16 protein-coding genes are annotated in these 17620 nt (G+C 64.2%); 8 read left to right on the top strand and 8 right to left on the bottom strand.

From position 1 onward, the window contains the following. Positions 1-131: 131 nt before the first annotated feature. The 8 genes from HLA91_RS13800 to dnaA form a co-directional block, all read right to left on the bottom strand. Positions 132-938, bottom strand: coding sequence for a DUF3566 domain-containing protein (locus HLA91_RS13800; RefSeq protein ID WP_239557104.1), 807 nt, complete (start codon positions 936-938; stop codon positions 132-134). Further along, the gene (gene gyrA / locus HLA91_RS05210) at positions 935-3502 is read right to left on the bottom strand and encodes a DNA gyrase subunit A (protein ID WP_338076816.1); all 2568 of its coding nucleotides are present in this window, start codon (positions 3500-3502) and stop codon (positions 935-937) included. The genes HLA91_RS13800 and gyrA overlap by 4 nt, the downstream gene beginning before the upstream one ends. Before the next feature lie 182 nt (positions 3503-3684). After that, positions 3685-5682 carry a DNA topoisomerase (ATP-hydrolyzing) subunit B gene (gene gyrB / locus HLA91_RS05205; RefSeq protein WP_170273826.1) on the bottom strand — a complete coding sequence of 666 codons (1998 nt, stop codon included), beginning with the start codon at positions 5680-5682 and terminating at the stop codon, positions 3685-3687. A gap of 189 nt (positions 5683-5871) precedes the next feature. Then, positions 5872-6618: a M50 family metallopeptidase gene (locus HLA91_RS05200; RefSeq protein ID WP_170273825.1), complete on the bottom strand. Its 747-nt coding sequence runs from the start codon at positions 6616-6618 to the stop codon at positions 5872-5874. Between the two features lie 13 nt (positions 6619-6631). After that, on the bottom strand, positions 6632-7150 hold the full coding sequence (locus tag HLA91_RS05195) for a DciA family protein (protein WP_170273824.1): 519 nt from the start codon (positions 7148-7150) through the stop codon (positions 6632-6634). After that, on the bottom strand, positions 7137-8285 hold the full coding sequence (gene recF / locus HLA91_RS05190; RefSeq protein ID WP_170273823.1) for a DNA replication/repair protein RecF: 1149 nt from the start codon (positions 8283-8285) through the stop codon (positions 7137-7139). Before recF ends, HLA91_RS05195 begins: the two co-directional genes overlap by 14 nt. Beyond that, entirely contained in the window at positions 8285-9406 is a 1122-nt protein-coding gene (gene dnaN, locus HLA91_RS05185; protein WP_102162547.1) for a DNA polymerase III subunit beta, read from the bottom strand. The genes recF and dnaN overlap by 1 nt, the downstream gene beginning before the upstream one ends. A gap of 563 nt (positions 9407-9969) precedes the next feature. Continuing rightward, a complete protein-coding gene (gene dnaA, locus HLA91_RS05180; protein ID WP_170273822.1) occupies positions 9970-11502 on the bottom strand; it encodes a chromosomal replication initiator protein DnaA in 1533 nt (510 codons plus the stop codon). A 435-nt stretch (positions 11503-11937) separates the two neighbouring features. Between dnaA and rpmH the strand changes: the two genes are divergently transcribed. From rpmH to HLA91_RS05140, 8 genes are all read left to right on the top strand, one after another. After that, entirely contained in the window at positions 11938-12075 is a 138-nt protein-coding gene (gene rpmH, locus HLA91_RS05175; protein WP_102162510.1) for a 50S ribosomal protein L34, read from the top strand. A 76-nt stretch (positions 12076-12151) separates the two neighbouring features. Beyond that, on the top strand, positions 12152-12532 hold the full coding sequence (rnpA, locus tag HLA91_RS05170; RefSeq protein ID WP_102162509.1) for a ribonuclease P protein component: 381 nt from the start codon (positions 12152-12154) through the stop codon (positions 12530-12532). Further along, the gene (gene yidD / locus HLA91_RS05165; RefSeq protein WP_102162508.1) at positions 12516-12899 is read left to right on the top strand and encodes a membrane protein insertion efficiency factor YidD; all 384 of its coding nucleotides are present in this window, start codon (positions 12516-12518) and stop codon (positions 12897-12899) included. The genes rnpA and yidD overlap by 17 nt, the downstream gene beginning before the upstream one ends. Before the next feature lie 82 nt (positions 12900-12981). Next, on the top strand, positions 12982-13938 hold the full coding sequence (gene yidC, locus HLA91_RS05160; RefSeq protein ID WP_102162507.1) for a membrane protein insertase YidC: 957 nt from the start codon (positions 12982-12984) through the stop codon (positions 13936-13938). 9 nt (positions 13939-13947) lie between these two features. Beyond that, entirely contained in the window at positions 13948-14541 is a 594-nt protein-coding gene (locus HLA91_RS05155) for a Jag family protein (protein WP_170273821.1), read from the top strand. A gap of 12 nt (positions 14542-14553) precedes the next feature. Beyond that, positions 14554-15222 (top strand): 16S rRNA (guanine(527)-N(7))-methyltransferase RsmG, encoded by a 669-nt coding sequence (gene rsmG / locus HLA91_RS05150; RefSeq protein WP_170273820.1) that lies wholly within the window; start codon positions 14554-14556, stop codon positions 15220-15222. Positions 15223-15468: 246 nt separating this feature from the next. After that, positions 15469-16368, top strand: coding sequence for a ParA family protein (locus tag HLA91_RS05145; protein ID WP_102162504.1), 900 nt, complete (start codon positions 15469-15471; stop codon positions 16366-16368). Further along, positions 16361-17551 (top strand): ParB/RepB/Spo0J family partition protein, encoded by a 1191-nt coding sequence (locus HLA91_RS05140; protein ID WP_170273819.1) that lies wholly within the window; start codon positions 16361-16363, stop codon positions 17549-17551. Before HLA91_RS05145 ends, HLA91_RS05140 begins: the two co-directional genes overlap by 8 nt. Positions 17552-17620: the final 69 nt, after the last annotated feature.

Genomic DNA, 17620 nt, shown 5'->3' with positions numbered 1-17620 from the left:
GTGTGGGATGACCCGAGGAACCAATATACACACTGCCCCCGGTCAGTGCAAAATCGGCTTCTCCCCCGCAATGCAAAGGCCGGCACGACGCTCACTGCGCCGCACCGGCCCGTGCTGAGAAGAGGTGCCGATCAGTCGTCGGTGAGCTTGAGGTGGAAACCGCCGACGAGCGTCGAACCGATGTTGTACAGGAACGCGAACAGCGTCGACAGCGCGGTCATCAGCACCATGTTCACCAGCGCGAGGATGACGGCGAAGGACAGCACGCGCCCAAGGCTGAACATGCCGATGACCTTGTCAGCACCCTCGGTGCCGGCCAGCTCGGTCAGCGTCGACTGGATGCCGCTGAGCGTGCCGGTGGCCTGCAGCACGAGCCACAGGACAAGCGCTGCGATGACGGTGGCGATGCCGATGGCCAGCGAGAGCAGGAACGACATCTTCATGACCGACCACGGATCGACGGTGGCGACAGTGAGCCGCACGGTGCGCGGGCCCTTCTTCTTCGTCTTGCCACCCATCCGCACCGGTCCTGCCGAGGCGCGCACGGAGCCGTCGGCCTTGGCCGCCTGCTCCTCCGGGACGCCGGCGATGCGCGCGGTGCCCGAGGGCCCGGAACCGGAGGATTCCGCGCTGCGGGGGCCTGATCCGGTCGTCTGGTTCGGACCCGAACCCACTGCCGAGGCGGCGGTCCCGCTGGGATTGCTGCCCGCCTCGGTCCCGGAGCCGGCCTTGAGCCGGGTGGTGCCGGCCTTGACGCTGCGCGGCTTGCCCTCTCCGCTGCCGGGGCGCTTGCCGCCGGAGACGGCGGTGCTCGTCGGCGTCTTCGCCGTGCCCGAGGCGGCGGTCTCGGAGTTCTTGCCCTTGCCGCTGGCAGACAGGCGGGTCGAGCCGGATGAGGCCCGGATCACCTTGGCGGGTTTCTGTTCGCTGTCAGTCATGCTTGTCCTTCATCCTCGCGCGCCACCTCTGCGGCTTCGGCTGCTGCCTCGGCCTCAGCATCGACCGGGGTTTCGGCTTCGTCCTCGACGACCTTCTCCGGGCCGCGGGTGACGGCGATGATGCGATCGTTCTTTCCCGGTTTCGCAAATACTACTCCCATAGTATTGCGTCCCTTGGCGGGCACCTCGTCGATCGAGGACCGGACCACCTTACCGCGCTCCATGACGACGAGCACCTCCTCACCATCGGAGACGATGAGCCCGCCGACCAGATCGCCGCGCTGTTCGGTGATCTTGGCGACCTTGATGCCGAAGCCGCCGCGGCCCTGCAGCCGGTACTCCTCGATCGGGGTGCGCTTGGCGAATCCGGCTTCGGTGACGACGAAGACGTAGCTGTCCGGAGTCATGACATCCATCGTCAGCAGTTGGTCGTCGTCCTTGAACTTCATGCCGGTGACACCCGAGGTGGCACGGCCGATCGGCCGGATCGACTCATCGCTGGCCTTGAACCGGATCGACATTCCCTTCCGCGAGACGAGCAGCAGATCGTCCTCAGGTGAGACGAGGCGAGCGGAGACGAGCTCATCGGGCACACCGGGGGTGATCTCGCGCAGGTTGATCGCGATGACCCCGCCGGTGCGGTTGGAGTCGTATTCGACCAGCCGGGTCTTCTTCACCAGGCCACTCTTCGTAGCCAGGGCGAGGTAGTCTGCCTCATCGTAGTCGCGGATCGACAGCACCTGGGCGATCGTCTCATCCGGTTGCAGCGCCAGCAGGTTCGCCACGTGCTGGCCCTTGGCGTCACGGGATCCCTCGGGCAGCTCATAGGCCTTCGCACGGTAGACCCGGCCGGTGTTGGTGAAGAACAGCAGCCAGTTGTGCGTCGAGGTGACGAAGAAGTGGTCGACGACGTCATCACCGCGCAGCCGCGCACCAGTGATGCCCTTGCCGCCGCGATGCTGAGCACGGTAGAGCGCCGACTGGGTGCGCTTGGCGTATCCGCCGCGGGTGATCGTGACGACGACCTCCTCCTCGGGGATGAGGTCCTCCATCGAGACGTCCCCGTCGAAGCCGGCGAGGATTCGGGTGCGGCGGTCATCGCCGTAGCGGTCGACGATGTCCTGCAGCTCCTCGGAGACGATCTCGCGCTGCCGGGCCGGGGTGTCGAGGATGTGGTGGTATTCCTTGATGAGCTCCTCGATCTTCTTGGCCTCTTCTTCGATCTTGAGGCGTTCGAGAGCGGCCAGACGACGCAGCTGCAGATCGAGGATCGCGTTCGCCTGGATCTCGTCGACATCGAGCAGCTCCATCAATCCGCTGCGCGCCTCATCGGACGACGGTGAGCGGCGGATCAGCGCGATGACCTCGTCGAGGGCGTTGAGGGCCTTGAGGTAGCCGCGCAGGATGTGGGCGCGCTCCTCGGCCTTCTTGAGGCGGAACTTCGTGCGCCGGACGATGACGTCGATCTGGTGCTTGACCCACAGCCGCAGGAACGCGTCGATCGACAGGGTGCGCGGCACATTGTCGACCAGGGCGAGCATATTGGCCGAGAAGTTCTCCTGCAGCGAGGTGTGCTTGTACAGGTTATTCAGCACGACCTTGGCCACGGCGTCACGCTTGAGCACGATGACCAGCCGCTGGCCGACACGGCCTGAGGACTCATCGCGCAGGTCGGCGATGCCGGCGACCTTGCCGTCCTTGACATAGGAGGCGATCTTGGTGGCCAGCGAGTCGGGATTGACGAGGTAGGGCAGCTCCGTGACGACAAGGCAGGTGCGTCCCTGGATCTCCTCGACCTCGACGACAGCGCGCTGAGTGATCGACCCGCGCCCGGTGCGATAGGCGTCCTCGATGCCCTTGCGCCCGAGGATCGTCGCGCCGTTGGGGAAGTCGGGACCCTGCACGATGCCGAGGATCGCCTCGAGGGCTTCGTCCTTCTCCGCCTCGGGGTTGGCCAGCAGCCATTGGGCGGCCTTGGCGACCTCCCGCAGATTGTGCGGCGGGATGTTCGTCGCCATGCCCACGGCGATGCCGGCCGAGCCGTTGACGAGCAGGTTGGGGAACCGGGCAGGAAGGTAGACCGGTTCGGTGTTGCGCCCGTCGTAGTTGTCCTGGAAGTCGACGGTGTTCTCTTCGATGTCGCGAACCATCTCCATGGCCAGCGGCGCCATCCGGCACTCGGTGTAACGCGGGGCTGCGGCACCGTCGTCGCCAGCGGAGCCGAAGTTGCCCTGTCCGGAGATGAGCGGATACCGCATCGCCCACGGCTGCACGAGCCGGACGAGTGCGTCGTAGATCGCGGTGTCGCCGTGCGGGTGGTAGTGGCCCATGACGTCGCCGACGACGCGCGAGCACTTGTTGAAGGAGCGGTCCGGCCGGTAGCCGCCGTCGTACATCGCGTAGAGCACGCGGCGGTGGACGGGCTTGAGGCCGTCGCGCACGTCGGGCAGCGCGCGCCCGACGATGACGCTCATCGCGTAGTCGAGGTAGGAGCGCTGCATCTCCAGGTTGAGGTCGACCTTCTCGACGCGGGCGGCGACGGGGGTGCCGGTCTCCGGGGAGATCACCGGACCGTCGTCTGGCTGCTGGTCGCCTGGCTGGGTGTTGTCAGTGTCATCGGCCACGGGGCTGTTTACCTCTTGTATTCGTCAGTCGTGTGCAGAAACTCTTCGGTGGCATCCGGCCTGCTGCCCCGCTCCCGAGGCGGCGGGCGCCTGGGGTGCGGTCGGCTGGCCGGGCCGGTGGATCAGATGTCGAGGAACCGGACGTCCTTGGCGTTCTCCTGGATGAACTGGCGGCGGGATTCGACGTCTTCGCCCATGAGGATCGCGAAGATCTCATCGGCTTTCATCGCGTCATCGAGGGTGACCTGCTTGAGCAGCCGGTAGTCGGGGTTCATCGTCGTGTCCCACAGTTCGCTGTAGTTCATCTCGCCCAGGCCCTTGTAGCGCTGGATCGCCTGGTCCTTCGGCAGCCGCTTGCCTGAGGCCTTCCCGTCGGTGAGCAGGGCGTCGCGCTCCCGGTCGGAGTAGGCGTATTCGTGTTCGGCGTTCGACCACTTGATGCGGTACAGCGGCGGGGTCGCCAGGTAGACGTAGCCGTGTTCGACCAGCGGGCGCATGTAGCGGAAGATGAGAGTCAGCAGCAGCGTGGCGATGTGCTGGCCGTCGACGTCGGCATCAGCCATGAGCACGATCTTGTGGTAGCGCAGCTTGTCGAGGTCGAACTCCTCGCCGATGCCGGTGCCGAAAGCGGTGATGAGCGACTGCACCTCCTGGTTGCCCAGGGCGCGGTCGAGGCGGGCCTTCTCGACGTTGAGGATCTTGCCGCGGATCGGCAGGATCGCCTGGTGGATGGCATCGCGGCCCTGCAGCGCGGAACCGCCGGCGGAGTCGCCCTCGACGATGAAGATCTCGGAGACGACCGGGTCCTTGGACTGGCAGTCGCGCAGCTTGCCGGGCATGCCGGAGGATTCGAGCAGGCCCTTGCGGCGGGTGGCCTCACGAGCCTTGCGAGCGGCCATCCGGGCCTGCGAGGCCTGGATCGCCTTGCGCACGACCTCCTTGGCCTGTGCCGGGTTCGATTCGAGCCAGTGGCCGAGCTCATCGCGGACGATGCGCTGGACGAAGGTCTTGGCTTCGGAGTTGCCCAGCTTCGTCTTCGTCTGGCCTTCGAACTGCGGTTCGCCCAGCTTGACGGACACGACGGCGGTGAGTCCCTCGCGCACATCGTCGCCGGTGAGGTTGGCGTCCTTCTCCCGCAGCAGCTTCTGCTCGCGGGCATAGGCGTTGATGAGGCTGGTCAGCGCGGTGCGGAAGCCCTCCTCATGGGTGCCGCCCTCATGCGTGTTGATGGTGTTGGCGTAGGTGTGGACGGATTCGGCATAGGAGCTCGTCCACTGCATGGCGACCTCGAGCGCGATCTGCTGCTCGGTGTCCTCGGCTTCGAAGGCGATGACGTCGTCGTGAACTGTTTCGGTCTTCTTCGTCGCCGTCAGGTGCTCGACGTAGTCGAGCAGCCCGTTGGCGTACAGGTAGGTGACGCTGCGCGGTTTGACCTCAGCAGTGTCCTCGGCTTCGAGCTGGACGTCGTCATCGTCGATCTCCTCAGACCGCTCATCGGTCAGCGAGATCTTCAGGCCCTTGTTGAGGAAGGCCATCTGCTGGAACCGCGAGCGCAGCACCTCGAAGGTGAATTCGGTGGTGTCGAAGATCTCCGCATCCGGCCAGAAGGTGATGATGGTGCCGGTCCTGTCGGTCTCCTCGCCCTTGGTGACCTCGCCGGTGGGCACGCCGCGGCGGTAATCCTGCCGCCACACATGGCCGTCGCGGTGGACCTCGGCGTCGAGGCGTTCGGACAGGGCATTGACGACAGAGGAGCCCACCCCGTGCAGACCGCCGGAGACAGCGTACCCGCCGCCGCCGAACTTGCCGCCGGCATGCAGGATCGTCAGCACGACCTGCAGCGTGGGGATGCCCTCGGTCGGGTGCATGGCCACCGGGATGCCGCGGCCGTTGTCGGTGACCTGAACGGAGCCGTCAGCGCGGATCACGACCTCGATGTGGTCGCAGTATCCGGCCAGTGCCTCGTCGACGGAGTTGTCGACGATTTCGTAGACAAGGTGGTGCAGGCCGCGTTCGGAGGTGGAGCCGATGTACATGCCGGGCCGTTTGCGAACCGCTTCGAGTCCCTCGAGAACGGTGATATCACCGGCATCGTATTCCCGGTTCTCCTCAGTAGCCATGAGTCTCCTTGTCGCAGTTGAACAACCCTGTTCATTCTACCTGCTCGCGCGGCGAGATTATGCCCTGCGCGGCCCGCAATCGGCCTTTTTCCATGTTTTCAGGCCTGCAAACGTACTCCGACTCGTCTCAGGGGCTCTCAGCGGCTCTCAACGCGGTCTGCGGACTCGGTCTGGGCGCTCGATTTCAGCTCAGCCCAGGACCTGGAGATGGTGCCACACACCCCAGGCGCTCAGGGCGGTGAATCCGGCCATCGCCAGGAGCATGAGCACGATCCATACGCCTGCCGGCACGCGGGTGGCGCGGGCGAGGATCGCGGCATCGGACTGGCCGCGATCACCCCGGGCGTGGGCACCGAGCAGGTTGCCGAAGGCCTTCCATGCCCCGAGCAGCAGGAACAGCCCCGCGCCGAGCGCGGCATAGGAGGCGATGACCGGCGGCGCCCAGAACACGAGCAACCCGGCGATCACGGCGGTCAGTGCGGTGACGGCCACGGCGAGGAACCCGCGCATGAAGACGAGCGAGATGATCAGCAGCACGGCAGCTGCTGCCAGGGCTGGGGCCGGATAGCCGAAGAGGGCGGCGAAGATGAGCAGGGAGCCGATGAGTGCCGGTGCCGGATATCCCCAGAAGGTCATCCACGGCGCCGAGGTGCCGGTCCCGCGGGAGAGCGCGAGGCCGGATTGGTCAGGTGAGATGCGGATCGCCAGGGATCTGCGGCCGAGCATGAGTCCGGCGAATCCGTGGCCGAGTTCGTGGACGATGGTGACGATGAGGCCGGTGAGCCGCCACATGCCGCGCGGGATGACGAGGACGGCGGCGATGATCGCGCCGATGAGCAGGAAGATGAGTGTGCCGTGGGCCGGCGGGGTGTGGGCGCTCAGGCGCTCGAGCAGCTCGCCGGTGCGCGTCTGGGCAAGGAGGATGGTGGCAGGCATATCGATCCGGAGTCTATCCGTAGGTGTCGCGAGGTCCCCGACCTTTGACTGAGCGTCTGCCGTGTTTCCACGACCGCTGCACCGGTCCGATGATCTCGATGTCGTCGATGATGCGGCGGCCGAGTTCGCGTTCGAACCGATCGAGCAGTTGTGTGCGCAGGATCGTCAGCTGGGTCGCCCACGTCGTCGAGGAGGCGCGGATGACGAGCACCGGTGGGTCGAACTTCTCCGGGGTGCAGTGGGCGGCGACGTTCTTGCCGACGAGCTCGTCCCAGCGGCCGAGCACCGCGCCGACGTCGAGGTTGTTCGTCCAGCCCTGGTTCTTCACCAGCGCCTTGAGGCTGGCATCGAGCGGCTGCGGATCACGCGAGTCCGGCCGGGCAGACGTGTAGGCGATCTCCGCTCGCCGCATTCCGGCCAGGCTGCGGCGCGGCCCGCGGTGAAGCGGCCTAAACTCGGAATCGGCCATCCGCCGGATCCGGTCGAGTGCCTCCAGGCTGGCGACGGGCACGAGGTGCTCAGGACTGCTCATTGCCTGCCGCCTCGGCGACGTGTGCGGGCAGGTCGACGATGCGCCCGCTGAGATTGTCCGGGATGTCGCCGGCGACGGCGGCGGTGATGAGCACCTGTTCGGCGCCGTCGATCCGTTCGGCGAGCCGGCGGCGGCGATCGGCGTCGAGTTCGGCGAAGACGTCATCGAGCACGAGCACTGGCTGATCGTCCGGTGACCCGTCCTCGCCGCTGAGCAGCTCCCAGCCGGCCAGCTGGAGCGCCAGGGCCAGTGACCATGATTCCCCGTGTGAGGCATAGCCCTTGGCCGGCACTCCCCCGATGAGCAGCTCGACGTCATCGCGCTGAGCGCCGACGAGGGTGAGCCCGCGCTCGATCTCGACGCGGCGGCGCTGGGCGAGCCCCGCGACGACCACCTCGGCGGCGGCACGGGCATCGTCGATGCCGCGGTAGTCGAGACGTGAGGTGTAGTCGAGGTCGACCTGCTGGCGGGCCTCGGCGGCACCGGAGGCGATGTGGGCGAAGGCGGCCGTGACCGGTGCGCGCAGCTCTTCGAGCAGCTGCCGGCGGCCGAGGACGAGCTGCGCGTTGGCCTCGGCGAATGCCTCATCCCAGATGTCGAGGGTGGCCTCGAGACCGGGATCGCGGTTGGAGCGCAGGCTCTTGAGCAGCGCGTTGCGCTGGCGTAATGCTCGCTGGTGATCGGCGATGACCCCGGCGAAGCGCGGCTGGCGGGCGATGAGCAGGTCATCGAGGTACTGGCGGCGCTCGGCCGGGTCGCCCTTGACGAGGGCGAGGTTCTCCGGGGCGAAGACGACGGCGCGGACGAGGCCGAGGACATCGCGGGCGCGCACCGGTGAGCGGTTGATGCGGGCAAGGTTGGCACCCTTGGACCGGATCGTGACCTCGAGGGTGACCTGGCGGGGCCCGCGGTGGGCCAGAGCGGAGATCGTCGCCTGCTCGGCACCGGTGCGCACGAGCGGCTGATCGCCGGCCACCCGGTGGGAGCGCAGGGCTGCGAGGTAGCCGATCGATTCGACGAGATTCGTCTTCCCCCAGCCGTTGGGTGCGACGAAGGTCGTCACACCCGGCTGCAGATCAAGGCTGAGCTGCGGGTAGGAGCGGAAGTTGCGGAGAAGAAGTCGCGAAACCCACATCAGAACCGCATGACCGGCATGAGCAGGTAGCGGTAAGAGGTGTCGAGTTCGCTGTCGGCTTCGTCCTGGCCGGAGATGACGACCGGCTTCTTCGGCTCGGTCATGGAGAACCGGACGTAGGGCTTGTCGATGGCGGCCAGGCCCTCGGCGATGAAGTGCGGGTTGAAGCCGGTGGAGATGTCCTCACCGCTGATGTCGACCGGCAGCGATTCGCTGGCCTGGGCGTCGTCGCCGGCGCCGGCGCGCAGGGTGAGTGCACCGTCGGCGAACTCGAACTTGATCGGGGTGTTGCGCTCGGCGACGAGGCTGACGCGGCGCACCGCCTCCCGCAGCGTGGCGGTCTCGCACACGGCGGTGATGGCGACGTCCTTGGGGAACAGCGAGCGGACCTTCGGGTAGTCGCCCTCGACGAGCAGAGAGGTGGTGACCCTGCCGTTGGCGGAGAAGGCCAGCATCTCCTTGCCACCGGATTCGGCCAGGGCGATCTCGACGTCCCCGCCCATCGCCTTCGCGGCGTCTGAGAGGGTCCGGCCCCTGACCAGGGCCGTGGCCGAGAAGTCCGGTCGGCGCGGGTTCCAGGTGAATTCGCGCACGGCCAGGCGGTAGCGGTCGGTGGCCAGCAGGGTGATCGTCTCGCCTTCGATCTCGACGCGGACCGAGGTGAGGATCGGCAGCGTGTCGTCCTTGGAGGTGGCGATGGTGGCCTGGGAGACGGCGTGCTGGAAGTCGCTGGAGGCGACCATGCCCGAAGTCTCGGGGATCTCCGGCAGGGCCGGGTACTCCTCGACGGGCATCGTCATGAGTGCGAACCGGGAGGAACCGCAGGTCAGGGACACCTTGTTGTCCTGCTGCTCGAGGATCACCGGCTGGTTCGGCAGCGCCTTGGCGATCTCGGCGAGCAGCCGGCCGGAGACGAGCACGGTGCCGGCGGATTCGACCTCAGCGGCGATCTCGGCACGCGAGGAGACCTCGTAGTCGAAGACGGCCAACTGCACCGAGCCGCTGGCATCGGCGGTGATGAGGATACCGGTGAGGACGGGAACAGCGGGACGCTGTGGGAGGCTCTTGGTCGCCCAGGTGACAGCCTCGGCCAGGACGTCGCGATCGACTTTGAACTTCACGGGCTGCGCTGCGTCGGTGTTCACGGTTCTCCTGCGGTATCGAGGGTGCTGGCCGGTGTGGTGAATGGTCTTCTGCCGTGCCCTGGATGCGGACACGACAGCGCACTGAAACTTTACACCGGGCTATCGGCGTGGGCAATTGCATGGAGGCCGAAATCGTGCTTGACCAGGAGCTTTGTCATTGCTGCCGTGCGAAGCACCATGTCACACCGCAGTCAGCATGTCACTCCCCTGTCCGGTCGTTCGCTCATCCACAGCCCGCCGAGCAATGAGCGGTGCGCTTCGGAAGCTCGATAGATGAATAGGCAGTCGTGTCAGTAGCACCTGTGGATCCTGTGTAATCACATCGATGTCATCGAGCATCCAGGCGGTCGAGGTCCGATTCAGCCCGGTGGATGAGCTGTTGACAAACTGCACACGGCGCTCCACACCCTGTAAATCACACCGATGTGCTTCCACACGCGTCCACCGACGACCCGGAATCGTACACCGGTCGCACCCCGGTGTGAACCCCCTTACACACAGACTTTTCCACAGCTGTGAAGATCGTGTTCTGTGTCGTTTCAGAGACGGTGCTGCTGTTTGATGCGGTTTGTCAGTTCGGTGACCTGCGTGTAGAGATTGCGCCGCTCGGCCATCTGCGTGCGGATCTTCTTGTTGGCATGCATGACTGTCGTGTGGTCACGGCCGCCGAACTCCTGGCCGATCTTCGGCAGCGACAGATCAGTGAGCTCACGGCACAGGTACATCGCGATCTGCCGGGCAGTCGTCAGCGTCCGTGACCGGCTCGAGCCGCACAGATCCTCGAGCGTGAGCCCGAAGTACGCCGCGGTCTGGCCCATGATGTCGGTCGCGGTGATCTCCGGGGTGTCCTCATGGGTGATGTAGTCCTTAAGCACCGTCTCAGCCAGGGACATGTCGATCTCCTGGTCGTTGAGATTGGCGAAAGCCGTCAGCCGCACGAGCGCGCCCTCGAGTTCGCGGATGTTCGAGGACACCCGCGAGGCGATGTACTCCAGAACGTTGTCAGGCACCTGCAGGCCCTCGGCGATCGACTTGTTGCGCAGAATCGCAAACCGGGTCTCGAGGTCCGGCGGCTGCACATCGGTCAGCAGCCCCCACTCGAAGCGCGAGCGCAGCCGCTCCTCAAAGCCCTTGAGCATCTTCGGCGGCTGGTCGGAGGTGATGACGACCTGCTTGTGCTCGTTGTGCAGGGCGTTGAAGGTATGGAAGAACTCCTCGACGGTGGCGTCCTTGCCCTGCAGGAACTGGATGTCATCAATCATGAGGATGTCGACTTCGCGGTACCGGCGCTGGAACTTCGGGCGCAGCGAACCAGACGTCGAGGAGCCGATGGTGTTGATGAAGTCGTTGACGAACTCCTCGCTGGAGACGTATTTGACCCGGATATTCGGGTAGAGCTGCGCGGCGTAGTGCCCGATCGCATGCAGCAGGTGGGTTTTGCCCAGTCCCGAATCGCCGTAGATGAACAGCGGGGTGTAGGCCTTGGCCGGCGATTCGGCCACGGCGAAGGCAGCGGCGTGGGCGAAGCGGTTCGACGAGCCGATGACGAAGGTGTCGAAGGTGTACTTCTCATTCAGCTGGCTTACTCCCCCGGCCTGGTCTTCCGGGGCAGGTGTGAGCACCTGTTCGATGGCTGCGTCGTCGATCTCATCGCTGGTCGCAGCGGCAGTCTCCGTGCCCGAGGCGGTGGGCGCGTTGGCAGTCGGAGCGGTTGGGGTGGCCGGCCCCGTGGGTTCGGCAGGGGAAGTCTCAGCTGGGGTTTCGCCGGGGCTCTCGCGGGTGGCCAGCGGCGGATCGAGATCCGGTTCGATCGCGATGGCGAAGCTGACATCGTGACCGAGGACGGAGGAGAACTCGGCCGCCAGCGGCTCGCGGAGGTTCCGCTCGAGGGTGGAGCGGGTGAGGTCATCGCGGACTGAGAGGACCACGAGATTGTCCCCGACCATTGCCTTGGGCACTGCCAGCTGCAGGAAGCCCTTCTGCTGGGCTGTGATCGTCGGGTCGTTCAGCAGATTCGCCAGCACCGTGTGCCAGGTGGTCAGCAGGTGCTCGGTGTCCGTGTTCTCGGGCATGAACACTCCCTCCTCAGCTGTGGATAACAAGGGGACATCACTTCCACATAGTTTTCCACAGACGGTGGAAAAAAACGACAACGGTGCCGGAATCATCCACATCGGTGGAGAAACGTGTGGAAAATACATCGTTGTGAGTTGTGGACGTGGTTGTTCATGGCACTATGTGGATTCAGGTTGACCGCGGTGTGACGCCGGAATGTCCCGTTCATCCCCCGGTGCAACCGAGTTTGACCCTGCCCAGCAGGCGCTCGTAGACTTGAGTGTCCTGTGTTGCGGGCCCACTTGAGTTGTGATTGAGCGAACTTCCCCGTTTGGCCACTCGGCGCAGGAGCGTCACCACCAGCTGCGCTCGCAAGAGCTGAGACCAGCTGCGTGCGAACCGCCCGCATTCCTGCGGCGGCTGAAAGCAACAACAGATAGACGGAGACACTTGTGAGCAAGCACACCTTCCAGCCCAACAACCGCAAGCGCTCGAAGAAGCACGGCTTCCGCCTGCGCATGCGCACCCGCGCCGGCCGCGCCGTTCTGGCTGCCCGCCGCCGCAAGGGACGCAAGGCCCTCTCGGCCTGAGCGCCACAGTCGACGACCCTGCCGCACCCTCACTCCTGCGCATGCGCAGGTACGGGTTCGGGGATCTGAGGACCCTGTGCTCCCTGCGGTGAACCGTATGCGACTGCCCGATGAGTTTCGGTCGGTCTTCCGTGCGGGCACCAAAGCCGGATCCCGTCAGCTGGTCGTCCACTGCCTGCGGACTTCCGACGACGCCCACGCTCCACGCGTGGGTTTCGTCGTTTCCAAGGCAGTGGGCAACGCTGTGGTCCGCAACCGAGTCAAACGCCGGCTGCGGGAGCTCATGCGCCCGCGGCTTCACCACCTCGGGAACGGCACGCTGCTCGTCATCCGTGCGCTGCCGGCCGCGGCCGACGCGGACTTCGCCGCACTCGAGCGTGCCCTGACCAAGGGCATGGACAGGCTCGGACTGACCAGCGAGGAGAAAAGGCGCAGCCGGCATGAAGCACTCAGCTGAGCACACCCGCTCCTCCCTGCCGCTGGCGCCGGCGGGAACCGGCGCCAGGACCCTGCATTGGTTGCGCATCGCCCCGCGGATGCCGTTCGTGTGGTTCATGCGGCTGTACCGGCTGGCGATCTCGCCGCTGTACGGCCAGGTCTGCCGCTACTACCCCAGCTGCTCGAAGTACGCACTCGATGCCTTCGAGGTCAAGGGAGCCGTGCGCGGCACAGTCATGACGATCTGGCGGCTGCTGCGCTGCAACCCCTTCTCCCCCGGCGGAATCGACTACGTCTCCGGCTCTGTTCTGGAGCAGCAGTCGGAGCTTCTGAATAAGGGAACAGCGGCCGGCCGGGAACGGCACCGCAGCCGATCAGGCGATTGATGGTCGGCGCCACAATAGTGGCACAATATACGAGATATAGAACCAGCAGACCGTGCATCGGCCGCGGTCGAGGAGAGAATGAATGAACTGGATTGACAGTGTTCTATGGCCACTGAAGTGGGTCATAGCCTGGATTCTGACAATCTTCCACCAGATCTTCGAGATGCTCGGCATGCCCTCGGACAGCGGGTGGACCTGGGTGCTGTCGATTGCATGCATGACGATGGTCGTGCGGGCGGTCCTCATTCCTCTCTTCGTCTACCAGATCAAGTCGCAGCGCAAGATGCAGCTGCTGCAGCCGGATGTGCAGCGCCTGCAGGCGAAGTACAAGGGCAAGAAGGATCAGTTCTCCCGCCAGGCCATGGCCGAAGAGCAGATGGCCCTGTTCAAGAAGCACGGCACCAATCCGTGGGCTTCGTGCCTGCCGCTGCTGGCACAGCTGCCGATCTTCTTCTCGCTGTACCGCGTCATCTTCAACATGCCGATGGTTGCCCGCGGTGAGACCGACCCCATCGGCGGTCTGACGCAGTCACTGGCCCAGGAGGCCGAGCGCGCCACCATCTTCGGTGTGCAGCTGTCCGAGACCTTCCTCACCGGTGACATCTCAGTCAAGATCCTCACTGCGATCCTCATCATCATCATGGGCGCGACCCAATTCATCACCCAGAAGCAGATGATGAGCAAGAACATGTCGGAAGCTGCCATGAACAACCCGTTCATGCAGCAGCAGAAGATGCTGCTCTACATCATGCCCGTGGTCTTCGCCGTCGGCGGTGTGTACTTCCCGCTCGGTGTGCTCATCTACTGGCTCGTGTCGAACTCCTGGACGATGGTTCAGCAGTTCATCGTCATCCGCAACATGCCTGCTCCCGGCTCGCGCGCCGAAAAGGAGCTCATGGAGCGCCGCGCCCGCAAGGGCAAGTCTCCGCTGCCGGGCTCAAAGCCGATCAGCGAGGAACCCCAGAACCCCCAGCCTGCCTCAGGCCAGCGCAAGCAGCCGGTCGGCAAGGCACGCCAGAAGAAGAAGAGGAAGAGGTAGAGCCGACGCATGTCCGAAGACTCGATGGTCAACACCGCCGACGAACTCAGCACGACGGACACAGACCAGTCCGTTGACACCGCCAACGGTGGCGACAACGCCGACGGGCAGGTCGAAGAGACCAAGCCGACCCGCGCGGAGCTGCTCGAAGAAGAGGGCGAGATCGCGGCCGACTACCTTGAAGAGCTGCTCGATATCGCCGATATCGACGGGGACATCGACATCGATGTCGCCGACAGCCGTGCAGAGGTCGCCATCGTCTGCGACGAGGGCGACAGCAACCTGTCGACTCTGGTCGGCAAGCAGGGTCGTACGCTCTCGGCGCTGCAGGAGCTCACCCGCTTAGCAGTGCAGACGGCGACGGGACAGCGTTCCTGGCTGATGCTCGATATCGACGGCTACCGCGACCAGCGGAAGGAAGACGTCCGCGAGATCGCTCGCAAGGGCATCGAGAAGGTCAAGCAGTCCGGTGACTCGTTCGAGTGCCAGCCGATGAACTCCTTCGAACGCAAGGTCGTGCACGACGAAGTCGCCAAGGCCGGACTGTACTCCGAATCCGCCGGCGAAGGCGATCGTCGTCGTGTGGTCATCCAGACAGCCTGAGTTGGCACGCTGATGGACAGCACCCACTCCCCCGCCGGCGAAGCGCCGGAACTCGAGAACATCGAGTCCGAACCCCAGGCAGCTGCCGAGATCTTCGGTGATCGCATTGAGCTCGCACGCCGCTTCGCCGGCCACCTGGCAACCACCGGAGTCGAGTGGGGTCTTCTCGGTCCCCGCGAGCTCCCTCGTCTGTGGAGCCGCCATATCCTCAACTGCGCCGTCATGGCCGAACTCCTCGACGACAGCGACGTGGTCGGCGATATCGGCTCCGGCGCCGGCCTGCCCGGCATTGCCCTGGCTATCGCGCGACCCAACACTCGTTTCGTGCTCGTGGAGGCGATGGAGCGGCGCGTCGAATGGCTGCAGATGGTCGTCGACGACTTGGACCTCGACAACGTCAGGATCGTCCGTTCCCGAGTCGAAGAGCTCGTTGACGAGGAGATCTTCACCGTCGCTACGGCACGTGCCGTGAAATCACTGCCGGTGCTCATCGAATGGTGCACCCCAGTCCTCGGCCCGGATGGTCGTCTGCTCGCGATCAAGGGCCAGTCCTACGAAGCCGAGATCAAGAAGGCCGCTAAGCACATCAAGCGCTATCGATTGTCCCAGCCGAAGGTTCACACCCTCGGGACAGAGTTCCTCGAGGTCCCTACTACGGTACTTGAACTGCGGCGCCGATGAACCGCTCGTTCTAATAGCGTTCGAATAGGTGGTGCTCTTCGGTCCGCGGGTGGAGCCGAAGGGCAGTCGTGTTTCACGTGAAACATCGAATTCCAGTTGCTCCGGTGGACGATCGGCGCTTCGCCTAGAGTCGTTCGTTTTGACGCCTGAAGTCGCGTCATTCTTGTCTGCTGATGTCCTTGTACTTGGGTAGACTTAGAGACGGTTTGCGAGCCAGTCGGCTCTTGTTGATGAACGGAGTTCTGTATGCCCATCATGGATGAGTCGACTCCGTTGGGTGCTCAGATCGCGCGGGACCACCGTCGCGCAGAGCGCCTCGCGGCGACGACATTTCCACCCCCCGATTCGACACGGATCTTCACCGTCGCCAACCAGAAGGGCGGGGTGGGCAAGACCACCACGGCGGTGAATATCGCTGCAGCACTCGCTGCCCAGGGCCTGAAGGTTCTCGTCATCGACATTGATCCCCAGGGCAATGCGAGTACAGCTCTCGGCATTGAGCATTCGACAGAGGTCAACAGTATCTACGACGTCCTGATCGAGGATCTGCCCGTCTCGGAAGCCGTGGCGCAATGTTCCGACATCGAAACTCTCACGTGCGTGCCGGCGACCATCGATCTGGCCGGGGCCGAGATTGAACTCGTCTCTCTTGTTGCGCGCGAGCAGCGTCTCGCCCGAGCGCTTCGGGCGTATCTTAAGGAGCGCGAAGATGCGGGAGATCGGGTCGACTACGTCATCATTGACTGTCCCCCATCGTTGGGCTTGCTGACGGTCAACGCGTTTGTTGCGGCAAATGAGGTGCTCATTCCAATTCAGTGCGAATACTATGCTCTTGAGGGCTTGAGCCAGCTGTTGAAGAATATTCAGCTGATCCAGAAGCATCTGAATCCAGCTCTGGAGATCTCGACGATTCTGCTCACCATGTTTGATGGGCGCACCAATCTCAGCCGTCAGGTTGCTGATGATGTACGGGCGCACTTCCCGAACCAAGTACTTGAGGTGACTATCCCCCGATCTGTCCGAATCTCCGAGGCTCCGAGTTACGGACAAACTGTCATTACCTATGAACCTTCATCGTCCGGCGCTCTGTCCTATCGGGAAGCAGCCGAAGAAATTGCACATCGAGGAGTAACAGATCATGGCTGAGCGTAAACGAGGATTGGGTCGGGGTCTGGGAGCCCTCATCCCGGATGTTGTGACTGATGAGCGTCCGGTAGACGTTTTCTTCGGGCAGCAAGGCGAACAAGAAACCGATGTTTCACGTGAAACACCGCGTTCGAAGGATCCGGCTGAAGGCATGCGGAAGGCGCGGGCTGCGAAGCGGACCTCTGCGAAGCCGGCGAAGAAGGGCTCCTCCCCCGCGGTAAAGAACTCTGCGCCCACAGCTGCGAAGAAGACCCAGCGGGCCGATTCGAAAGGGGCACCGACGAAGAAGTCAACGGTCATTCCAAGTGAGTCCGGAACGGATTCGGTCACCCTCGGCACGTCGGATGTTTCACGTGAAACAGTCCTGCAGGAAGTCCCCGGCACAGCTTTCGGTCTGATCCCCCTGGAGCAGATCAGCCCTAACCCACGGCAGCCGCGCCAGGTATTTGATGAAGACGCCCTTGATGAGCTGGTGCAATCGATCCGTGAAGTCGGTGTGCTTCAGCCTGTCGTGGTGCGCCTTGTCGATGAAAAGAAGCCTTCCTACGAGCTCATCATGGGTGAACGGCGTTTCCGGGCGTCAGAGCTTGCTGGAACCACAACAATTCCGGCGATCATCAGAGCAGTCGAAGACACCGAGCTGCTTCGTGACGCACTTCTCGAGAACCTGCACCGTTCTGACCTCAACCCACTCGAAGAAGCCGCGGCCTATGAGCAGCTGCTGAGCGACTTCCAGTGTACTCAGGAGGAGCTGTCTGAACGGATCGGTCGGTCGCGTCCGCAGATCTCGAATACGCTGCGCCTGTTGCGGCTGCCGCCGCTGGTCCAGAGGAGGGTCGCCGCCGGAGTCATCTCGCAGGGACACGCACGTGCGATCCTCGGAGTCGAGGATCCGGCGAATATGGAAGTTCTGGCTCAGCGCATTGTGGCTGAAGGCCTCTCGGTACGGGCAACTGAAGAAGCTGTCGTGTTGCTGAACCGTGGCGAGAAGCCACGCGTTTCACGTGAAACGAAGCAGCTTTCGCCGGAACTGGCGCAGATCGCAGACCGTGTGGGGGATAAGCTCGATACTCGTGTGAACATCGTCATGGGCAAGCGCAAAGGCAGAATCAGCGTGGAGTTTGCGAATCAAGACGATTTGAAGCGAATCCTCACTGCTCTTGGCATCGAAGACGAGGCCTAACACAATACAGCTAGATACACGAAGGGCCCCGGCACATGCCGGGGCCCTTCCGTTTCACGTGAAACATCT

The sequence above is a fragment of the Brevibacterium luteolum genome (genome assembly GCF_013004595.1).
GTDB lineage: Bacteria > Actinomycetota > Actinomycetes > Actinomycetales > Brevibacteriaceae > Brevibacterium > Brevibacterium luteolum.
The sequence above is the reverse complement of the archived record's forward strand: the minus strand, read 5'-3'. Positions and strand labels throughout refer to the sequence as shown.